This is a genomic window from Actinomycetospora sp. NBRC 106378 (assembly GCF_030269685.1).
GTDB lineage: Bacteria > Actinomycetota > Actinomycetes > Mycobacteriales > Pseudonocardiaceae > Actinomycetospora.
In genome coordinates this window covers 743,555-761,952 of the sequence record NZ_BSTT01000001.1, presented here as the reverse complement: position 1 = coordinate 761,952, position 18,398 = coordinate 743,555, and the positions used below count along the sequence as shown (strand labels likewise).

Here is an 18,398-nt window from a genome sequence, read left to right as displayed (position 1 = left end):
CGCTGGATGGCAGCAACGACGCTCTGCTGCCACACCGGTCACGGGGTCAGGCCGGCACCGGCAGCGCCGCCGTGCGCTCCAGCACCGTCTCGACGTCGTCGCGCGAGACGTCCCGGTGCGTCACGAACCGCACGCCCGGCCCGAACGGCACCGCCCCCACGCCCGCGTCGGCCAGCTTCCCGACGACGGGTCCGGGCTCGGCCGTGGTCACGAGGACGATGTTCGTGTCGGGCGTGGAGACCGGCCAGCCCTGCTCGCGCAGGCCGTCGGCGAGCCGGGCGGCGTTCGCGTGGTCGTCGTGCAGCGCCCCGACCTGGTCCAGCGCCACGAGCCCCGCCGCGCCGACCACCCCGCCCTGCCGGATGCCCCCGCCGAGCATCTTGCGCAGCCGCCAGGCGGCCGACACGAACTCGGCGGACCCGCCGACCACGGAGCCCATCGGCGCGCCGAGGCCCTTCGACAGGCACACGCTGACGGTGTCGACGCCCTCGACCAGCGTCGACGGCGCCACGTCCAGCGCAACGGCGGCGTGCCAGAGCCGGGCCCCGTCGAGGTGGATCCGCAGGCCCACCGAGCGGGCGGCCTCGACGAGCGCCACGTGCTCCCCCACCGGGGTGACCGCACCACCCGCGGCGTTGTGCGTGTTCTCGAGGCACAGCAGACGTGACCGCAGGCCGAAGTAGGGGCCCGCGTGACCCGCCGTCGTGATGACGTCCTCGGGGCTCGGCCGGCCGGGACCGGACGACCAGGGCAGCGGCGAGGGCAGGCCGCCGGCCAGCCAGGCGGACGTGCCGAGCTCGGCCTCGAGGACGTGCGCCCCGACGGGCGCGAGGAACCGGTCCCCGCGCTCGAGGTGCCACATCAGCGCGATGGTGTTGGCCATGCAGCCGGTGGGCGTCCACAGCGCCGCCTCGACCCCCAGGGTCGACGCCACGCGGGACTGCAGGGCGGCGAGGGTCGGGTCGCCGTCGAGGACGTCGTCGCCGACGTCGGCGCCGGCCATCGCCTCCCGCATCGCGGGCGACGGCTTGGTCACGGTGTCGGAGCGCAGGTCGAGCACGTATCTATCCTGGACCACCGTGGTCATCCCGAACGTGCTCGCCGCCCGCTACGCCTCGCCCGCCCTGCGCGACCTCTGGTCGCCCGAGCGCAAGGTCGTCCTCGAGCGCGAGCTGTGGCTGGCGGTGCTGACCGCCCAGCGCGACCTCGGGATCGACGTGCCCGAGGGCGTGCTCGACGACTACCGGCGGGTCATCGACCAGGTCGACCTCGACTCGATCGCCGCCCGCGAGCGGACGACCCGCCACGACGTGAAGGCCCGCATCGAGGAGTTCGACGACCTCGCGGGCCACCAGCACGTGCACAAGGGCATGACCAGTCGCGACCTCACCGAGAACGTCGAGCAGCTGCAGATCCGGGACTCGCTGCGTCTCGTGGCCGACAAGACGGTCGCGGTCCTCGCTCGCCTCGCCCGGCGCGCCACCGAGTACTCGGACCTGGTCATGGCGGGGCGCAGCCACAACGTCGCCGCGCAGGCGACGACGCTCGGCAAGCGCTTCGCCTCCGCCGCGGACGAGACCCTCGTCGCCCACCGGCGGCTCACCGAGCTGATCGACCGCTACCCGCTGCGCGGCGTCAAGGGCCCCGTCGGCACCGCCCAGGACATGCTGGGCCTGCTCGACGGCGACGCCACGAAGCTCGCCGAGCTCGAGCGCCGCGTCGCCCACCACCTGGGCTTCTCCGAGGTCCTCACGAGCGTCGGCCAGATCTACCCGCGCTCGCTCGACCACGACGTGCTCTCCGCGCTCGTGCAGCTGGCCGCCGGGCCGTCGTCGTTCGCCACGACGATCCGGCTGATGGCCGGCCAGGAGCTCGTCACCGAGGGGTTCCAGGCGGGCCAGGTCGGGTCGAGCGCGATGCCGCACAAGATGAACACCCGTTCCTGCGAGCGCATCAACGGCTTCGCGATCGTCCTGCGCGGCAACGCCTCGATGGTCGCCGAGCTCTCCGGCCACCAGTGGAACGAGGGCGACGTCTCCGACTCGGTGGTCCGCCGCGTCGCGCTGCCCGACGCCTTCTTCGCGATCGACGGCCTCCTCGAGACGTTCCTGACGGTGCTCGACGAGTTCGGTGCCTACCCGGCGGTCATCGCCCGCGAGCTGGACCGCTACCTGCCCTTCCTCGCGACGACGGCGGTGCTCATGGCGGCCGTTCGCGCGGGTGTCGGCCGCGAGACCGGGCACGAGATCGTCGGCGAGCACGCCCGGGCGGTCGCGCTGGACATGCGCGAGCGGGGGATCGAGGGCAACGACCTGCTGGCACGGCTCGCGGCGGACTCCCGCCTCAACGTCTCCGAGGCGGACCTCCAGACCGCCGTGGCCGACCCGAGCGCCTTCGTCGGTGCGGCAGGGGCCCAGGTGGCGGCGATCGCCGAGCAGGTCGAGGGCATCGTCGCGAAGTTCCCCGAGGCGGCGGCGTACGCACCCGGCAGCATCCTCTAGCGTCGTCCGCCGTGGTGAGCCTGGCGGACTACCCGCACCTCGCGTCCGGGAAGGTCCGTGACCTCTACGAGGTCGACGACGAGACGTTGCTCCTCGTCGCGTCCGACCGGATCTCGGCCTACGACCACGTGCTGTCGACCCCGATCCCCGACAAGGGACGGGTGCTGACGGCGCTCTCGGTGTTCTGGTTCGGCCTGCTCGGGGGCGCCGACGCGGCCTCGCCGCCGGTCGCCCACCACCTCCTCGCCGCCCGCGACGAGCGGATTCCCGACGAGGTCCGGGGCCGGGCGCTGCTCGTGCGTCGCCTCGAGATGGTGCCCGTCGAGTGCGTGGCGCGCGGCTACCTCGCGGGCTCGGGCACGGTCGACTACCGCGCCACCGGCGCCGTCTGCGGGGTGGAGCTGCCCGACGGGCTCACCGAGGCCTCGATGCTCCCGGAGCCCATCTTCACGCCCGCGACGAAGGCCGAGTTCGGCGAGCACGACGAGAACGTGAGCTTCGAGTACGTGGCCGAGCAGGTCGGGGCCGACCTGGCCGGCGCCCTGCGGGACGCGACGCTCGCCATCTACGCCCGCGGCTCGGCCTACGCCGCCAGCCGCGGGATCATCCTCGCCGACACCAAGCTGGAGTTCGGCCGCGACGCCTCGGGGGCGCTCGTCCTCGGCGACGAGGTGCTCACGCCCGACTCGTCGCGCTTCTGGCCCGCCGACGCCTACGAGCCCGGCCACCCGCAGGCCTCCTTCGACAAGCAGTACGTCCGCGACTGGCTGACCTCCCCCGAGTCCGGCTGGGACCGGCACTCCGGCGAGGCGCCGCCGCCCCTGCCGGAGAAGGTCGTCGAGGCCACCCGCGACCGCTACGTCGAGGCCTACACGCGCATCACCGGCCAGCAGTGGCCCCCGGCTCTTTGAGCCGCCTGCACACGGCGTTCACCTGCCCGGCACATTCGTGGGGCTTGATGGTCGGGTGCAGCGTCTCCTGGTCTCCGTCACCGGCCTCGCCCCCGGTGCCCCGCTCGGCTCCGCCGTCGCCCTGTGCGACGCGCTGGACGAGCGCCGGGTCCCGCTGACTTTGCTCGTCGGGCCCCGGCCGCACCCCGAGGTGGCCGCGTTCGCCGCCGCCCGTCGCCGCGCGGGTGACGCGGTGCTGCTCCACGGCTTCCGCTCGGTGCACGACGACGCCCGCCCCTACCGCCGCCTGCCCGTCCTCGAGGCCCGGCTGCGCCTCGCCGGCGCCGCCCGCTCGGCCGAGGCGCTCGGCCTGCCGGTCGACGGCTTCGCGGCCCCCGGCTGGACGGTGTCGCCCGGCACGCGGGTGGCGCTCGCGGAGGCCGGCCTCGACCTGCTCCTCGACGACGGCGGGGTCCATCGCCTCGGTGTCCCGACGGCGGGCCTCGCGGGCCCCGTCGTCGAGGCCGGCCGCCCGACGCCGACGGGCTGGCGCTCGCGGCTCACCCGGCGTCCGGACGCGGTGGCCGACCTGCTGCACCTCACCGTCGACGCCTCCCGCTCGCCGCGGCCGCTGCTCGACGCGGTGGACGCGGCTCTGGTCGCCGGCGCCCTCCCGGTCCCGGCGACCGAGGCAGTGGGTCGCCGCCGCACCCGGCGCTCCGCCGACGGGTCGGTGGACCCGGAGTTCTGGTCGACGACGGCCTGAGGTCGGCGCGTCCCTCCGCGAGACTCACGTGAGGCACGCCGGCGGGCTGCCGACCATGCCTGACGTACATCTCGCGACGGGCCGGGGTCGTCGGCCCGACGCCCTTCCGCCGCGAGGTTCACGTGAGGCATGTCGGCAGGTCGCGGATGGTGCCTCACGTGTACCTCGGCGAGGCCTACCGCAGCGGGGTCGACTGCCCGCGCGGCAGGACCCGCACGTCGGTCGCCGAGGGCGAGAGCGCGTCGAAGAGGCCGTAGTGCAGGTCGGGGTTCGCGAGCACGGCCTCGTGGATCGGCACGGCGATCGGCGGGGCCACGGCGCGCAGGTAGTCGACCGCGTCCGAGACCTTCAGCCACGGCGCCCCGGTCGGCAGCAGCAGCACGTCCACCCCGGCCGGCACCGGCACGTAGTTGTCGCCCGGGTGCATCACGGTGCCGCCCTCGGCGCGCAGCACGTACCCGTTGTTGGGGATCACCGGGATGTCCGGGTGGATGACGGCGTGCTCGCCCCGCTCGGCCCCGACGACCTCGATCGTCGTGCCCGCGACGGTGAACGTCTCGCCGGGCTCGCGGCGGGTGTGGTCGATGCCCTTCTCCCGCAGCACGTCCGCGGTGCCGTTGTCGACGATCACCGCGGCGTCGGGGTTCTGCGCGAGCAACGCGGGGAGCTTGTCGACGTCGAGGTGGTCGAAGTGCTGGTGCGTGACGAGGATCGCGTCGAGGCCCTCCAGCGTCTGCCAGCCCTCGGAGAAGGCTCCGGGATCGAGCAGGATCCGCGCGGATCCGGTGTCGACGACGACGCAGGCGTGCCCGAGGTGGACGAGTTCGGTGGCGGTCACGACCCCAGCCTTCCCCGGGGGCCGTCCCGGGCAACCCGGTACCCTGGACGGCGTGGCACGAGTGATCGTCGACGTCCTGCCGAAAGCCGAGATCCTCGACCCGCAGGGCCAGGCCGTGGCCCGCGCCATGGGGCGGCTCGGTGTCTCCGGGGTCGCCGACGTGCGGCAGGGTAAGCACTTCGTGCTCGAGGTGGACGACTCGGTGGACGACGCCGAGCTGGAGCGCATCGCCGAGACGCTCCTCGCCAACCCCGTGATGGAGGAGTGGATCGTGCGTCGGGAGAGGAACGGCCAGTCGTGACCGCGCGGATCGGGGTCATCACGTTCCCCGGCACCCTCGACGACGTCGACGCCGCCCGCGCCGTGCGCTACGCCGGCGCCGAGGCGGTCTCCCTGTGGCACCGCGACACCGACCTGCAGGGGGTCGACGCGGTCGTCGTGCCCGGCGGGTTCTCCTACGGCGACTACCTGCGCGCGGGCGCGATCGCGGCCCGGTCCCCGGTGATGGGCCCCGTGGTGGACGCGGCCCGCCGCGGCATGCCGGTGCTCGGCATCTGCAACGGCTTCCAGATCCTGTGTGAGGCGGGTCTGCTCCCGGGCGCGCTCGTCCGGAACACGGGCCTGCGCTTCATCTGCCGCGAGATCCGGCTGCGGGTGGAGGCGGACACCGCCTGGACGTCCGGGTTCGAGGTGGGCTCGGCCATCACCGTGCCCCTGAAGTCGGGCGAGGGCCGCTTCGTGGCGGACGCGGAGACGCTCGACCGGCTCGAGGGCGAGGGGCGCGTGGTGTTCCGCTACGCGGAGCCGGCACCCAACGGGGCACTGCGCGACATCGCCGGCGTCTGCTCCACCGACGGTCGCGTCGTGGGGCTCATGCCCCACCCCGAGCACGCGATCGACCCGCTGACCGGGCCGGGCGCCGACGGCCTCGGGCTGTTCACCTCGGTCCTCGGCCGCCTCACGGCAGCAGCGTGACCCGCAGCTCCCACAGGTCGGCGTAGATCATCAGCATCCGCCCGCCGAGGTGCAGGACGAGGCCCCGCATCTCGTGGGGACGCTCGACGTGGGAGACCACGCGGTCGACGTCCTCGAGCGCGTCGCCGACGACCTCGTCGAAGGGGGCGCACCGGCCGACCGGCATGCCCTCCTCCTCGTCGTCGAGCGGCGCGGGGAGGACGGGCACCACGGTGTCGCCCCGCGAACCGGGCGCGACGGCGAGGACCACGGGCTCGTCGTCCGCACCGGCGAAGACGAACTCGAGCATGCCCTGCGACGGGTCGACGTAGCGGGCGACGCCGGCGGGGACACGGCCCTCGACGTCGAGCCGGTGCCGGCGGACCGCGACCAGTTCGCGGTCGAGCACCAGCGACAGGGCGGCCAGCGGGTCGGTGCGCGGGGCGTCAGCCACCTCGGTGGCGAGCACGGGCGCGGGCGGCGCGACGATGTCGTCGGACATCGGCGCGACCCACTGCGCCCGCACGGCGGCGGCCCGCTGTGCGGAAGCACTCACGGAAGCTGCGGTCATGCGTTCACTATGAACGGGGGGTCCGACAGTCACGGTGATTGCGCGACACGCCACGCGGCAGACTCGCCGAGAAGTCGTAACCGGGCCACGAACGGCCACCCGAACGACGGACACGATGCGCTACCGAGTTGTGCGGTCGGTGACGTACGACGAGTGACCGGTCGAACACGTTCTCGATCTTGCTTCAGTCGTTCGGGCCGTTTCGATCACCGGTCCGGTGGGCACCGCCACGCCGGCGGCGGTGCGTGGCGCGCGTCAGTAGGGTTTCCGGTGTGACTGTGCAGGACCAGGCCACCGGTATCCCGCCCCTCGACACGGTCGCGAACGCCGCCGCGACCCCGGAGCACGAGCAGCCGTACGCCGCGCTCGGGCTCCGGGACGAGGAGTACGCGCGCATCCGCGAGATCCTCGGCCGCCGTCCCACCGACGCCGAGCTCGCCATGTACTCGGTCATGTGGTCCGAGCACTGCTCCTACAAGTCCTCGAAGGTCCACCTGCGCCGCTTCGGCGAGACCACGACCGACGAGATGCGCCGGCACCTGCTCGCCGGCATCGGCGAGAACGCGGGCGTGATCGACGTCGGCGACGGCTGGGCGGTCACCTTCAAGATCGAGTCGCACAACCACCCGTCGTACGTGGAGCCCCACCAGGGCGCCGCGACCGGTGTGGGCGGCATCGTCCGCGACATCATGGCGATGGGCGCCCGCCCGGTCGCCGTCATGGACGGGCTGCGGGTCGGCCCGCTCGACGCCCCGGACACCGCCCGGGTGCTGCCCGGCGTCGTCTCCGGCGTGGGCTTCTACGGCAACTGCCTGGGCCTGCCCAACCTCGGCGGCGAGGTCGTCTTCGACCCCACCTACGCGGGGAACCCGCTGGTCAACGCGCTCTGCGTCGGCGTGCTCCGGGTCGAGGACCTGCACCTGGCCTTCGCCTCCGGCGTCGGCAACAAGATCGTGCTCTTCGGCGCCCGCACCGGGCTCGACGGGATCGGCGGCGTCTCCGTCCTCGCCTCCGAGACCTTCGGCGAGGGCGGCGAGGGCGCGGGCCGCCGGAAGCTCCCGAGCGTCCAGGTCGGCGATCCCTTCGCCGAGAAGGTCCTCATCGAGTGCTGCCTGGAGCTCTACCGCGCCGGGCTCGTCGTCGGGATCCAGGACCTCGGCGGCGCCGGCCTGTCCTGCGCCACCAGCGAGCTGGCGAGCGCCGGCGACGGCGGCATGGAGATCGACCTCGACCAGGTCCACCTGCGCGCGACGGGCATGACGCCCGCCGAGATCCTCTCCTCGGAGTCGCAGGAGCGGATGTGCGCGGTCGTCACGCCGGAGAACGTCGACGCGTTCATGGCCGTCTGCGAGCGCTGGGACGTCACCGCCCGGGTGATCGGCGAGGTCACCGACGGCGAGCACCTGCGCATCCGCTCCGCCGGCGAGGTCGTCGTCGACGTCCCGCCGCGCACGGTCGCCCACGACGGGCCCGTCTACTCCCGCCCCTACGCCCGCCCGGACTCCCAAGACGCGCTCCAGGCGTCCACGACCGCAGGTCTGGCCCGCCCCGGCACCCCCGCGGAGCTCGCCGAGCAGATCGTGGCGCTCGCGTCGTCGCCCCAGCTGGCCTCCCGCGCGTGGGTCACCGAGCAGTACGACCGCTACGTCCGCGGCAACACCGCCGCCGCCACCCCGGCCGACGCCGGCGTGCTGCGCCTCGACGAGTCCAGCGACCGCGGCATCGCGCTCGCGATCGACTGCAACGCCCGCTTCTGCCTGCTCGACCCGCGCGAGGGCGCCCGGCTGGCGCTGGCCGAGTCGGTCCGCAACGTCGCGTCCTCCGGGGCCCGCCCGGTCGCGGTGTCGGACTGCCTGAACTTCGGCTCGCCCGAGGACCCGGCGGTGATGTGGCAGTTCGCCGAGGCCGTCGACGGGCTCGCCCAGGCCTGCGCCGAGCTCGGCATCCCCGTCACCGGCGGCAACGTCAGCTTCTACAACCAGACCGCGACGACGGCGATCCTCCCGACCCCCGTCGTCGGGGTCCTCGGGCTCGTCGACGACGTGCACCGCGCCGTGCCCCACGGGTTCGGTGCCCCGGGCGACGCGGTGTGGCTGCTCGGCGAGACGGCCGACGAGCTCGACGGCTCGGCCTGGGCCGGCGTCGTCCACGACCACCTCGGGGGCCGCCCGCCGCGCTGCGACCTCGCCGTCGAGGCCCGGCTCGCCGGGGTCATGGCCGACGGCGCGGCGCGCGACCTGTTCTCCGGCGCGCACGACCTCTCCGACGGCGGCCTCGCGCAGGCGCTCGTCGAGTGCGCGGTGGACTCCCGGATCGGCGCCGCCGTCACCCTGCCGCCCGGGGAGCTCGACCCGGCCGCCGCCCTGTTCTCCGAGTCGGCCGCCCGGATGCTCGTCTCGGTGCCCGCCGGGGCCGAGGCCGACCTCGCCCGCCTCTGCGTCGAGGTCGGGCAGCCCGCGGCCCGGCTCGGCGAGGTCGGCGGCGACGTGCTCGCCATCGCCGGGGTCGACCCGCTCGACGTCGCCGAGCTCGTCATCGCCCACGCCGCGACGCTGCCGTCGGTGCTGGACGCCTGACCCCTCACCCCCCGTGGCAGGAAAGCGTCGTTGCTGTCATCCCGTGACAGCAACGACGCTTTCCTGCCACGGACCGGGGGGTCACGACGCCGGCAGCGCCGCCACCCACGCCACCGCGTGCCGGGCGTAGCCGAGCCGGTTGGGATGGGCGAGGTCGGGCCCGAACTGCCACGGCCACATCCGGTGGGTGGCCGCCTCCAGGGCCACCGGACGCAGCTGCGGGAACTCGGCCAGCACCTCGCGGGCGACGGCCGCGAGCTCGATCCCGGCCCGCCGGACGGGGCCGCGCTGCAGGTCGGGCACGTCGGCGACGAGCGAGCCGGGCGGCAGGGCGGCGCAGAGCGCGGTGAACGTCGCCCGGAACTCCTCCGGGGGCACGCCCTGCGCCGCGTCGTTGGTCCCGATGCCGAGCGCCACCAGGTCCGCGGGCGGCACCTGCGGCAGCTGGTCGCGCAGCACCTCCGCCGCGGTCGCCCCGACCACGCCCAGGCAGACCACCCGCACCCGTCGTCCGGAACGCTCCTCCCAGGCCGCCGCGAGCCGCCCCGCCCAGGACGACGACGGGTCGGTCGACCCCATGCCCTGCGCGAGCGAGTCGCCGAGGGCGACGAGGGTGAGCGACCCCGGCGAGCGCCGCCGACGCCGCCAGTAGGCGGCGTGGTCGGCCTCCATCGTCGGCGCGGCCGCGAGGCCGCGGCCCCACGCCAGGAGCACCGCGAGGACCAGGACACCGAGCACACGCCGCAGCACGGCGCCTAGATTCACACACACCATGCCGAGTCGCCGTCCCCCCGAGCCCGCCGAGGTCCGCGCCGCCCTGCTCGCCGTCGCCGGATGGGTCGACGATCCCGGGGTCGCCGCGCCGCCCCGGCCGGAGCGGGCCGCGGCGGTGCGGCTGTCACTGGCTGCCCTGGAACAGGTGGCGCCCGGGCGCAGCGTCGAGGTGCGGATTCCTCCGTTCGGAGCAGTACACTGCATCCATGGGCCCCGTCACACGCGTGGGACTCCCCCCAACGTGGTGGAGACCGATCCCCGCACGTGGTGTGCCCTCGCGCTCGGGCGGCTCGACTTCGACGCCGCCGTCGCGTCGGGCGCCGTCACCGCGTCGGGGCACCGGGCCGGGCAGGTCGCCGCGTGGCTGCCGTTGGTGGAGGTCTGAGCGCACCGTCCGGGTGGGCGAGGACGACCGCGGGCGTGCCGTGGACCGTATGCTCGACGGGAGGGGGGATGGTGAGGGCGTGACGCGACCGGCGTGGGCTCCACGGGCGGTCGACCTCGACCGTCCGAGTGCCGCACGCGTCTACGACTACTACCTGGGCGGCAGCCACAACTTCGCGGTCGACCGCGAGATGGCGCAGCGCGCCGTGGCCGACTGGCCCGAGCTGCCCGGCATCATGCGCAGCAACCGCGCCTTCCTGCGCCGCGCCGTGCGCTGGTGCGGCGAGCAGGGCATCGACCAGTTCCTCGACGTCGGCTCCGGCATCCCCACCGTCGGCAACGTCCACGAGGTCGCCCGCGCGACCGACCCCGCCGCGCGGGTGGTGTACGTCGACGTCGACCCGGTCGCCGTGGCCCACTCGCTCGCGCTGCTCGACGGCGACCCGCTCACCGGCGTGGTGCAGGCCGACCTCTGCGACGTCGAGGGCGTCCTCGGGGACCCGGTGACCACCGAGCTGCTCGACCTGGACCGGCCGGTCGCCCTGCTCGTGGTGGCCCTGCTGCACTTCGTGGGCGACGACCGTCGTCCGGACGAGGTCCTCGCGCGCTACCGCGACCAGCTCGCGCCCGGCAGCGTCCTCGTGCTGAGCCACGCCTCGGCCGACGACGCGGGCGAGCACGCCGACGGCCACGTCGCGCTCTACCGTCGCACCGCGACGCCGATGTCGATGCGCTCGCACGCGCAGGTGCTGCGGTTCTTCGACGGCTTCACCCTCGTCGAGCCCGGTCTGGTGCCCCTGCCGCTGTGGCGTCCCGACGGACCGGTCGACGGCGCGGGAGCGGCGGTCCCCGGCTACGCGGGTGTGGGCCGCCGTGACTGAGATGCACGCGCACGCCGACGACACCCGGGTCGTCGACACCCTCGCCCGGGAGTGGGCCGTCGAGGTCGAGGGCACCAGCTACGTGCCGATGGGCTCCGACGAGCTCGTCGAGTACCTCACCGAGATCAGCGCCGACCTCGTCGCGGCACTGCGGGCGCGCCCCGCCCGCACCGCGCTCGGGCACGACGCGGGCCGCCGCCTGGTCCAGGCGCACTTCACCGGCCCGTCCACGGTCGAGCGCACCCTCATGCTGCTGGGCCGCCGGCTGCCCGAGCTGCTCGGGGAGGAGCTGCGCGACGACGTCCTCGCCCTGGTCGGCGCACTCGCGGCCGGGTACGCCACGACGCTGCGCGACCGCACGCTCGACGAGCAGGAGGCGATCCGCCGCGCCGTGATCGTCGCCCGTCACCAGACCGAGCAGGCCCTCCACGCCAGCGAGGCGCGCTTCCGGGCGATGTTCTACGAGGCCGCGATCGGGATCGGCCTGGGCGACATGCACGGGCGGATCGTCGAGGTGAACCCGGCGCTGACGCAGATGTTCGGCTACACCGCCCAGGAGATGCGCCGCCGGACCGTCGGCGAGCTCGCGCACCCCGAGGACCTGCCGTCGGTGTGGGTGCTCTACGAGCGCCTGCTCGCGGGCGAGCTCGACAACTTCTGCATCGAGAAGCGGTTCTACCGCAAGGACGGCGAGGAGATCATCTGCAACCTGACGCTCTCGCTGGTCCGCGACGAGCGCGGGCGGCCGTCCTACCAGGTCGCCATGCTCGAGGACGTCACCGAGCGCCACGCGCTGCAGTCGCACCTGGAGTACCAGGCCTTCCACGACACGCTCACCACGCTGCCCAACCGCGCGCTGTTCGCCGACCGCGTCGAGCACATCTTCACGACGACGGCGGCGGGCTCGACCCGGCGCGTCGGGCTCTGCTTCCTCGACCTCGACGGGTTCAAGGCGGTCAACGACTCGCTGGGCCACGACGTCGGCGACCTCATGCTCCAGGAGGTCGCGCAGCGCCTCGCCGCCCAGGCCGACGACGGAGAGCTCGTGGCCCGGATGGGCGGCGACGAGTTCGTGGTGCTGGTCGAGAACTCCCGCGGGGTCGAGCAGCTGATCGCCCTCGCCGAGCGCATCCTCGCCGCGCTGGCCGAGCCGCTCGAGCTCGCGGGCCAGGAGCTCGCCGTCTCGGCGAGCATCGGCATCGTCGAGCGTCCCGTCGTCGGCGGCGACTCCTCGGAGCTGATGCGGGCCGCGGACATCACGCTGTACTCCGCGAAGGCCGACGGTCGGGGCCGCTGGGCGCTGCACGACCCCAGCCGCGACGAGGCGGAGATCACCCGCTTCGCCCTCTCGGCGGCGATGCCCGCGGCGATCGAGCGCGAGGAGTTCTTCGTGCTCTACCAGCCGCTGGTGTCGATGGGCGACCACGGCATGCGCGGGGTCGAGGCGCTCGTGCGCTGGCACCACCCGCGGCTCGGGGTGCTCGGGCCGGGCCGTTTCATCGGCCTGGCCGAGGAGACCGGCGCGATCGTCCCGCTCGGCCACTGGGTCCTCGCCCGCGCCTGCCGCGACGCCCGCCGCTGGTACGACGAGTTCGGCGAGGCCGCCCCGTTCGTCTCGGTCAACGTCGCCCCGCGCCAGCTGCACGAGCCGTCGCTGCTCGGCGACGTCGAGCAGGTGCTCGCCGACACCGGCCTCCCGCCCCACCTGCTGCAGATCGAGCTCACCGAGCGGGCGCTGACCACCGACGAGGGCGCCCCGCTCAAGGCGCTCGACGGGCTGCGCGAGCTCGGGGTCCGGATCGCCATCGACGACTTCGGCACCGGCTACTCGAACCTGTCCTACCTGCGGACCCTGCCCGTCGACGTCATCAAGCTCGACGGCTCCTTCGGCGACCGGCTGCGCGACGAGGAGGTGACCAACACCGTCGACGAGCGCATCGTCGGCACGCTGGTCGACCTCGGGCACGCGCTGGGGATGACGGTGTGTGCCGAGGGCGTCGAGACCGGGGCGCAGGCGGGTCGGCTGCGCCGGCTCGGGTGCGACGAGGGTCAGGGCTGGCACTTCGCGGCGGCGCTGCCGCGCGAGGACATCCACGACATCCTGCGCCATCCGGACGCCCGGTCCTGGCCCGGACCCGAGGACGTGCTCGCTTCGTCCGTTTCGTGAGTTTTCCCGCCCGCAGGTGTTGCACGCGCGACTCCACCGGGGCCGGGGACCCACGTACCCTGGGGGCGCGTCCCGCCCCCGTCTCGAGGAGCCCCTCGGTGGTCGAAGCCGATCCCGGTCCGTCGGCAACTACACCCCAGGACGACGTCCCCCACGAGGAGTGCGGGGTCTTCGGCGTGTGGGCTCCGGGCGAGGAGGTCGCGAAGCTCGCCTACTTCGGCCTGTTCGCCCTCCAGCACCGCGGCCAGGAGGCGGCCGGCATCGCCGTGTCCGACGGCCGCCAGATCGTGGTCTTCAAGGACCTCGGGCTGGTGAGTCAGGTCTTCGACGAGCAGACGCTGTCCTCGCTGCGCGGGCACATGGCCGTCGGCCACACCCGCTACTCGACGACCGGCTCGTCGACCTGGGAGAACGCCCAGCCGACCTTCCGGACGACGAGCGCGGGCACCGGCATCGCCCTCGGCCACAACGGCAACCTCGTCAACACCGCGGAGCTGGTCGCGCGCCGCGCCGAGACCTCGCCCGCGCGCGGCCGGGTGACCGCGACGACCGACTCCGACGTCGTCACCGGCCTGCTCGCCGAGTCCGCCGCCGACCTCGGGGTCGAGGAGGCGGCGCTGCGGCTGCTGCCCGACCTCCGCGGCGCGTTCAGCCTCGCCTTCTGCGACGAGACCACGCTCTACGCCGCGCGCGACCGCCACGGTGTGCGCCCGCTGGTCCTCGGCCGGCTCGACCGCGGCTGGGTGGTGGCCTCCGAGACCGCGGCCCTGGACATCGTCGGCGCGTCCTTCGTCCGCGAGGTCGAGCCCGGCGAGCTGATCGCGATCGACGCCGACGGCCTGCGCTCGTCGCGGTTCGCCGCGCCCGAGCCGAAGGGCTGCATCTTCGAGTACGTCTACCTCGCGCGGCCCGACACCTCGATCGCCGGCCGCGGGGTGCACTCCGCGCGCGTCGAGATCGGCCGCAAGCTCGCGAAGGAGCACCCGGCCGAGGCCGACCTCGTCATCCCCGTCCCGGAGTCGGGCACGCCCGCCGCGGTCGGGTACGCCGAGGCCTCCGGCATCCCCTACGGCATGGGTCTGGTGAAGAATGCCTACGTCGGGCGCACCTTCATCCAGCCCTCGCAGACGATCCGGCAGTTGGGCATCCGGCTCAAGCTCAACCCGCTGCGCGAGGTCATCCGCGGCAAGCGCCTCGTGGTGGTGGACGACTCGATCGTCCGCGGCAACACCCAGCGCTCCCTGGTCCGCATGCTGCGCGAGGCCGGCGCCGTCGAGGTGCACGTCCGGATCGCGTCACCGCCCGTGCGGTGGCCCTGCTTCTACGGCATCGACTTCGCCTCGCGGGCGGAGCTAATCGCCAACGGCCTGGACAACGAGGGCATCCGGCGCTCGGTCGGGGCCGACAGCCTGGGCTTCATCTCCTCCGAGGGCCTCGTCGCCGCCACCGAGCAGCCCCGCTCGCGGCTGTGCACGGCCTGCTTCTCCGGCGAGTACCCGATCCCCCTGCCCGAGGAGGCCATGGTGGGCAAGCACCTGCTCGAGGACGTCGCGGGCACCGCCTGCGGCGACCCGGGCAACGTCGTCCACCAGAACGGCACCCGCTCGGGCGTGCCGATGCCCATCCCGGCGTCGCGCGCCACCCCCGCCTACGGCGCCGAGGACGCCCTCACGCGTCCGTGAGCGGCTCGAGCTACGCCGAGGCGGGTGTCGACGTCGCCGCCGGCGAGCGGGCCGTCGACCTGATCAAGCCCCTGGCGGCCGCGACCCGGCGGCCCGAGGTGCGGGGCGGCATCGGCGGCTTCGCCGGGCTGTTCGCGCTGAAGACCGGCAAGTACACCGAGCCCCTCCTCGCCGCCTCCACCGACGGCGTCGGCACGAAGATCGCCGTCGCGCAGGCCGCGGACAAGCACGACACCGTGGGCCTCGACCTCGTCGCGATGGTCGTCGACGACCTCGTCGTCTGCGGGGCCGAGCCGCTGTTCCTCCAGGACTACCTGGCGATCGGCAAGGTCGACCCGGCCAAGGTCGCATCGATCGTCGGCGGCATCGCCGAGGGCTGCCGGATCGCGGGCTGCGCCCTGCTCGGGGGCGAGACCGCCGAGCACCCCGGGGTCATGGAGCCCCACCACTACGACCTGTCGGCCACCGGCGTCGGCGTCGTGGAGGCCGACCGCGTGCTGGGTCCGGAGCGGGTGCGCGCCGGTGACCAGGTGATCGCGATGGCCTCCTCGGGGCTGCACTCCAACGGCTACTCGCTCGCCCGCCGCGTGCTGCTCGACATCGCCCGGATGTCCCTCGAGGGTCACGTCGAGGAGTTCGGCCAGACGCTGGGCGAGGAACTGCTCGTGCCCACCCGCATCTACGCGCGGGACTGCCTGGCGCTCGCCGCGGAGACCGACGTGCGGACGTTCGCCCACATCACCGGCGGCGGGCTGACCGCGAACCTCGCGCGCGTCATCCCCAAGGGGTTGCACGCCGACCTCGACCGCACCACCTGGAATCCCGCCCCGGTGTTCAAGCTGATCGCCGGTCGGGGCCGCGTGGAGCGCGCCGAGATGGAGGCGACCTTCAACATGGGCGTCGGGATGGTGGCGATCGTGCCGCCCGACGACGTCGACCGTGCCCTCGCCGTCCTCACCGCGAAGCACGTGCCCGCGTGGGTGCTGGGCGAGGTCGTCCGGGGCGAGATCCCGGGCGCGACGCTGTACGGCGACCACCCGCGCTTCTGACGGGCGTCGCGAGAAGGACATGAGGCAGGTCCCGGAGTCCGTGGACCTGCCTCATGTGCCACTCGTGATCGTTCCTGACGGCAGGTCCGCACCGGACCCGCCGTCGGGAAGGGGTCAGCCGCCCTTGAGCTCGCTGTGGAGCTTGAGGACCTTCTGGCCGTCGTCCTGCTTCAGCACGTAGGCAGGGTTGTCCTCCGTGCCGTTGCGCGTCTGCTTCTTGCCGTCGATCTGACGCTCGACGCGCTCCGTGTGTACCTCGTCGACCTGGGCCTCACCTTCACCGTTGCCCCAGTTCCACTTGACCTGGTCACCCTTGCTGAAGGCCTTCGACATCGCACTCTCCCTCCGCATCGGGACGCACGGCATCGCGTCCCGTCGTCGCCCGTGACGCGGGCGGCTCGACGGGGCGGGATGCCCCCGAGGTGGAGCGGTGAAGCGCGGGGAGGAAGACCCGTCCGAGGTATCAGCGCTCGTCGTAGCTGTACTCGGAGTAGCGGGAGTCCACTTGGTCGTCGTCCTCGACCGTGTGCCGCGAGAACGGGTCCCCGCTGGCCAACTCCCTCTGCAGGGCGTCGAAGTCGGTGCTGGGGGAGCTGTACTTGAGCTCGCGAGCGACCTTCGTCTGCTTCGCCTTGGCTCGTCCGCGTCCCATGGGCAATGACCCCCTCGAACAGGGCGGGGGGCGGCCGGTACGACCGGCGGCCCCCCTCATCTCATAGCAATGCTCGTGTCACCACCATACCGTGTGCCCGATCGCGCGTGCGACGTGACGTGGCACCATCGCGCCCGTGCCCGCCCCCTTCGTCTGCTATCTCCGCGTCTACGAGCCGCTGGGGGCGCTTCCGGGGCCGTTGGCCCAGCGTGTGCGGGCCGGGCTGGCGCGCGGTGCGATCCCCGTCACCCGGGTGGGGGCCCGCGAACGGGACGTGTGTCTCAGGGCACAGCTGGGCGTCCCGGTGCGTCTGCTGCCCGGGGAGCGGGCCGACGGGACCGCCACCGAGGGCCCGGTCGACGTCCTGCTGGCCGACGGCGCCGACGCCCCGGTGACCGAGGAGGGCGCGCCCGCCCCCGCCCGGTTCGGTCCGACCACGCTGGTGTGTCCCCTCGACACGCGGCCGCGGGCGGCGGCCGCGCTGGTGGGCTTCCTGTCGTCCGAGTCGCCCGTCCTGCGGACGGCTGCGCTGAGCCACGAGGAGTCCGCCGTGCGCTCGCGGGCGGAGGCCGTGGTGGCCGAGCTCGGAGAGGGCGCGACGCACATCGTGTCGGCGACCTGGACCGTGCCGCTGCCGTGGTTCGTGCTCGTCGAGGCGACCGACCGGGTGCTGGTGCTCGCGCACGAGGACGCGGCCACCGCGGACGGGCCGGGGCTGCGCCGCCGCTGCTACTGGCGCGTGTCGATGGCCGACGCCCTCGCGCGCGCCGACTCGGCGGCCGAGCTGCTGAGCTCCACCCTGGGCGACGGCGGGCCGGCGGAGGTCCTGCGCGACACCGCGCGCTGGCTCCGGCACTTCGACCCCGGGTCGCTCGTGGAGCTGGACTACGGCGGGCTGGTGCAGCTCGTGGACGACGAGACGCTGGCGGGCGACACCTCGGCCGAGGACGTCACCGCCGCCCTGGACGCCCTGCGCGAGGGCGACGCGGAGAAGGCGATGGAGAGCTACCGGCGGCTCCGCGACTTCTGGGCGGGTCGGGCGATCCGGGAACGCGCCAACTAGCCGCACCCCGGAACGAGCGAACGGCACTCTCGCAGCATCTCCGTGCGCGGGAGTGCCGTTCGTTCACGTTCGCGGCCGTCAGGCCCCTTCGCGCTCCCGGCGCAGCAGTTCGTCGATGCTCGCCGAACCGGTGCGGTAGCGGCGACCGATCTCGTCGTTGCAGGCGTCCATGACCTGCTGCACGCGGATGCGGTGGTCGGACACCGACGCCTCCTCGGCCGTGTAGGCCTCGGCGGACTCGGTCAGCTCGGCGTCGGAGAGGGTCGCGACGTCGGAGAGCCCGGTGTCGGCCAGCAGCGCCTCGACGTGGCGCCGGTGCGACTCGGCGCGCGACGGCTGCACCGTGTGGTGGCGGCCGCGTCCTGCGGCCGGACCGATCGCGTTGTCGGCGAGGATGCGCGGCAGCGCATCCACCACGGACGTCTCCTCGGCCGACCCGGTGCCCGCCCGGCGGCGCTCCTCGAAGCGCACGATGTCGATCCGCGCGTGGAGCAGGCGACGCAGGTAGGACAGGTCGGTCTCCTCCTGGGCGGCGTCGTCGCGCATCGCCCGGAGCTCGTCGAGCGACCGGTCACCGATCACGGCGAGGAATCCGGGGTCGAGCACGCGGTCGAGACGCCGCCGACCACCCTGCCGGAACTCGATCATGA

General features: G+C 73.9%; 19 protein-coding genes. 12 read left to right on the top strand and 7 right to left on the bottom strand.

All coding sequences use genetic code 11. The features are described from left to right. Positions 1 to 46: 46 nt before the first annotated feature. Positions 47 to 1,087, bottom strand: a complete 1,041-nt coding sequence (locus QSK00_RS03840) for a threonine aldolase family protein (RefSeq protein WP_285587691.1) — start codon at positions 1,085 to 1,087, stop codon at positions 47 to 49. On the opposite strand from QSK00_RS03840, the gene purB reads away from it, so the two are divergent. Genes purB through QSK00_RS03825 form a run of 3 tightly spaced genes read left to right on the top strand, consistent with a single transcriptional unit; the run spans position 1,080 to position 4,157 of the window. Then, positions 1,080 to 2,501 (top strand): adenylosuccinate lyase, encoded by a 1,422-nt coding sequence (gene purB, locus QSK00_RS03835; protein WP_285587689.1) that lies wholly within the window; start codon positions 1,080 to 1,082, stop codon positions 2,499 to 2,501. The two genes, QSK00_RS03840 and purB, sit on opposite strands and share 8 nt — an antisense overlap. A gap of 11 nt (positions 2,502 to 2,512) precedes the next feature. Then, positions 2,513 to 3,412 (top strand): phosphoribosylaminoimidazolesuccinocarboxamide synthase, encoded by a 900-nt coding sequence (locus QSK00_RS03830; protein WP_285587686.1) that lies wholly within the window; start codon positions 2,513 to 2,515, stop codon positions 3,410 to 3,412. 55 nt (positions 3,413 to 3,467) lie between these two features. Then, positions 3,468 to 4,157 (top strand): DUF2334 domain-containing protein, encoded by a 690-nt coding sequence (locus QSK00_RS03825; protein ID WP_285587684.1) that lies wholly within the window; start codon positions 3,468 to 3,470, stop codon positions 4,155 to 4,157. Between the two features lie 175 nt (positions 4,158 to 4,332). Here the strand turns inward: QSK00_RS03825 and QSK00_RS03820 are convergent, their stop codons facing one another. Further along, positions 4,333 to 4,995, bottom strand: coding sequence for an MBL fold metallo-hydrolase (locus QSK00_RS03820; protein WP_285587682.1), 663 nt, complete (start codon positions 4,993 to 4,995; stop codon positions 4,333 to 4,335). Positions 4,996 to 5,047: 52 nt separating this feature from the next. Between QSK00_RS03820 and purS the strand changes: the two genes are divergently transcribed. Next, entirely contained in the window at positions 5,048 to 5,296 is a 249-nt protein-coding gene (gene purS / locus QSK00_RS03815) for a phosphoribosylformylglycinamidine synthase subunit PurS (RefSeq protein ID WP_285587680.1), read from the top strand. Beyond that, a complete protein-coding gene (purQ, locus tag QSK00_RS03810; RefSeq protein ID WP_285587678.1) occupies positions 5,293 to 5,970 on the top strand; it encodes a phosphoribosylformylglycinamidine synthase subunit PurQ in 678 nt (225 codons plus the stop codon). The genes purS and purQ overlap by 4 nt, the downstream gene beginning before the upstream one ends. On the opposite strand, the gene QSK00_RS03805 is transcribed toward purQ, so the two are convergent. After that, positions 5,954 to 6,520, bottom strand: a complete 567-nt coding sequence (locus tag QSK00_RS03805) for a hypothetical protein (RefSeq protein ID WP_285587676.1) — start codon at positions 6,518 to 6,520, stop codon at positions 5,954 to 5,956. The genes purQ and QSK00_RS03805 overlap by 17 nt on opposite strands. Positions 6,521 to 6,792: 272 nt before the next feature. Here QSK00_RS03805 and purL point away from each other — a divergent pair, with 272 nt between their 5' ends. Beyond that, a complete protein-coding gene (gene purL / locus QSK00_RS03800) occupies positions 6,793 to 9,096 on the top strand; it encodes a phosphoribosylformylglycinamidine synthase subunit PurL (RefSeq protein WP_502872005.1) in 2,304 nt (767 codons plus the stop codon). Positions 9,097 to 9,177: 81 nt separating this feature from the next. Here the strand turns inward: purL and QSK00_RS03795 are convergent, their stop codons facing one another. Beyond that, on the bottom strand, positions 9,178 to 9,846 hold the full coding sequence (locus QSK00_RS03795) for an SGNH/GDSL hydrolase family protein (RefSeq protein ID WP_285587673.1): 669 nt from the start codon (positions 9,844 to 9,846) through the stop codon (positions 9,178 to 9,180). Between the two features lie 22 nt (positions 9,847 to 9,868). Between QSK00_RS03795 and QSK00_RS03790 the strand changes: the two genes are divergently transcribed. The 5 genes from QSK00_RS03790 to purM all read left to right on the top strand — a co-directional run bounded on the left by QSK00_RS03790 (position 9,869) and on the right by purM (position 16,033). Next, positions 9,869 to 10,255 (top strand): sterol carrier family protein, encoded by a 387-nt coding sequence (locus tag QSK00_RS03790; RefSeq protein ID WP_285587671.1) that lies wholly within the window; start codon positions 9,869 to 9,871, stop codon positions 10,253 to 10,255. A gap of 79 nt (positions 10,256 to 10,334) precedes the next feature. Beyond that, a complete protein-coding gene (locus QSK00_RS03785; RefSeq protein ID WP_285587670.1) occupies positions 10,335 to 11,135 on the top strand; it encodes an SAM-dependent methyltransferase in 801 nt (266 codons plus the stop codon). A gap of 1 nt (position 11,136) precedes the next feature. Further along, positions 11,137 to 13,302 (top strand): putative bifunctional diguanylate cyclase/phosphodiesterase, encoded by a 2,166-nt coding sequence (locus QSK00_RS03780; protein ID WP_285587964.1) that lies wholly within the window; start codon positions 11,137 to 11,139, stop codon positions 13,300 to 13,302. 98 nt (positions 13,303 to 13,400) lie between these two features. After that, a complete protein-coding gene (gene purF / locus QSK00_RS03775) occupies positions 13,401 to 14,984 on the top strand; it encodes an amidophosphoribosyltransferase (protein ID WP_285587669.1) in 1,584 nt (527 codons plus the stop codon). Continuing rightward, the gene (gene purM, locus QSK00_RS03770; RefSeq protein WP_285587667.1) at positions 14,981 to 16,033 is read left to right on the top strand and encodes a phosphoribosylformylglycinamidine cyclo-ligase; all 1,053 of its coding nucleotides are present in this window, start codon (positions 14,981 to 14,983) and stop codon (positions 16,031 to 16,033) included. Before purF ends, purM begins: the two co-directional genes overlap by 4 nt. Before the next feature lie 114 nt (positions 16,034 to 16,147). On the opposite strand, the gene QSK00_RS03765 is transcribed toward purM, so the two are convergent. Continuing rightward, positions 16,148 to 16,366, bottom strand: coding sequence for a hypervirulence associated TUDOR domain-containing protein (locus QSK00_RS03765; RefSeq protein WP_285587665.1), 219 nt, complete (start codon positions 16,364 to 16,366; stop codon positions 16,148 to 16,150). Positions 16,367 to 16,496: 130 nt separating this feature from the next. Then, positions 16,497 to 16,685, bottom strand: coding sequence for a DUF3073 domain-containing protein (locus QSK00_RS03760; protein ID WP_285587663.1), 189 nt, complete (start codon positions 16,683 to 16,685; stop codon positions 16,497 to 16,499). A 136-nt stretch (positions 16,686 to 16,821) separates the two neighbouring features. On the opposite strand from QSK00_RS03760, the gene QSK00_RS03755 reads away from it, so the two are divergent. Beyond that, positions 16,822 to 17,748 (top strand): DUF8083 family protein, encoded by a 927-nt coding sequence (locus QSK00_RS03755; RefSeq protein ID WP_285587661.1) that lies wholly within the window; start codon positions 16,822 to 16,824, stop codon positions 17,746 to 17,748. A gap of 78 nt (positions 17,749 to 17,826) precedes the next feature. Here QSK00_RS03755 and QSK00_RS03750 read toward each other — a convergent pair whose 3' ends face one another. Next, entirely contained in the window at positions 17,827 to 18,396 is a 570-nt protein-coding gene (locus QSK00_RS03750) for an RsiG family protein (protein WP_285587659.1), read from the bottom strand. Positions 18,397 to 18,398: the final 2 nt, after the last annotated feature.

Bases quoted from the DNA above. Each gene is read 5' to 3' on its own strand.
- QSK00_RS03840 (WP_285587691.1), bottom strand. From the start codon at position 1,087: ATGACCACGGTGGTCCAGGATAGATACGTGCTCGACCTGCGCTCCGAC.
- QSK00_RS03805 (WP_285587676.1), bottom strand. From the start codon at position 6,520: ATGACCGCAGCTTCCGTGAGTGCTTCCGCACAGCGGGCCGCCGCCGTG.
- QSK00_RS03790 (WP_285587671.1), top strand. From the start codon at position 9,869: ATGCCGAGTCGCCGTCCCCCCGAGCCCGCCGAGGTCCGCGCCGCCCTG.
- QSK00_RS03780 (WP_285587964.1), top strand. From the start codon at position 11,137: ATGCACGCGCACGCCGACGACACCCGGGTCGTCGACACCCTCGCCCGG.
- QSK00_RS03765 (WP_285587665.1), bottom strand. From the start codon at position 16,366: ATGTCGAAGGCCTTCAGCAAGGGTGACCAGGTCAAGTGGAACTGGGGC.
- QSK00_RS03760 (WP_285587663.1), bottom strand. From the start codon at position 16,685: ATGGGACGCGGACGAGCCAAGGCGAAGCAGACGAAGGTCGCTCGCGAG.
- QSK00_RS03750 (WP_285587659.1), bottom strand. From the start codon at position 18,396: ATGATCGAGTTCCGGCAGGGTGGTCGGCGGCGTCTCGACCGCGTGCTC.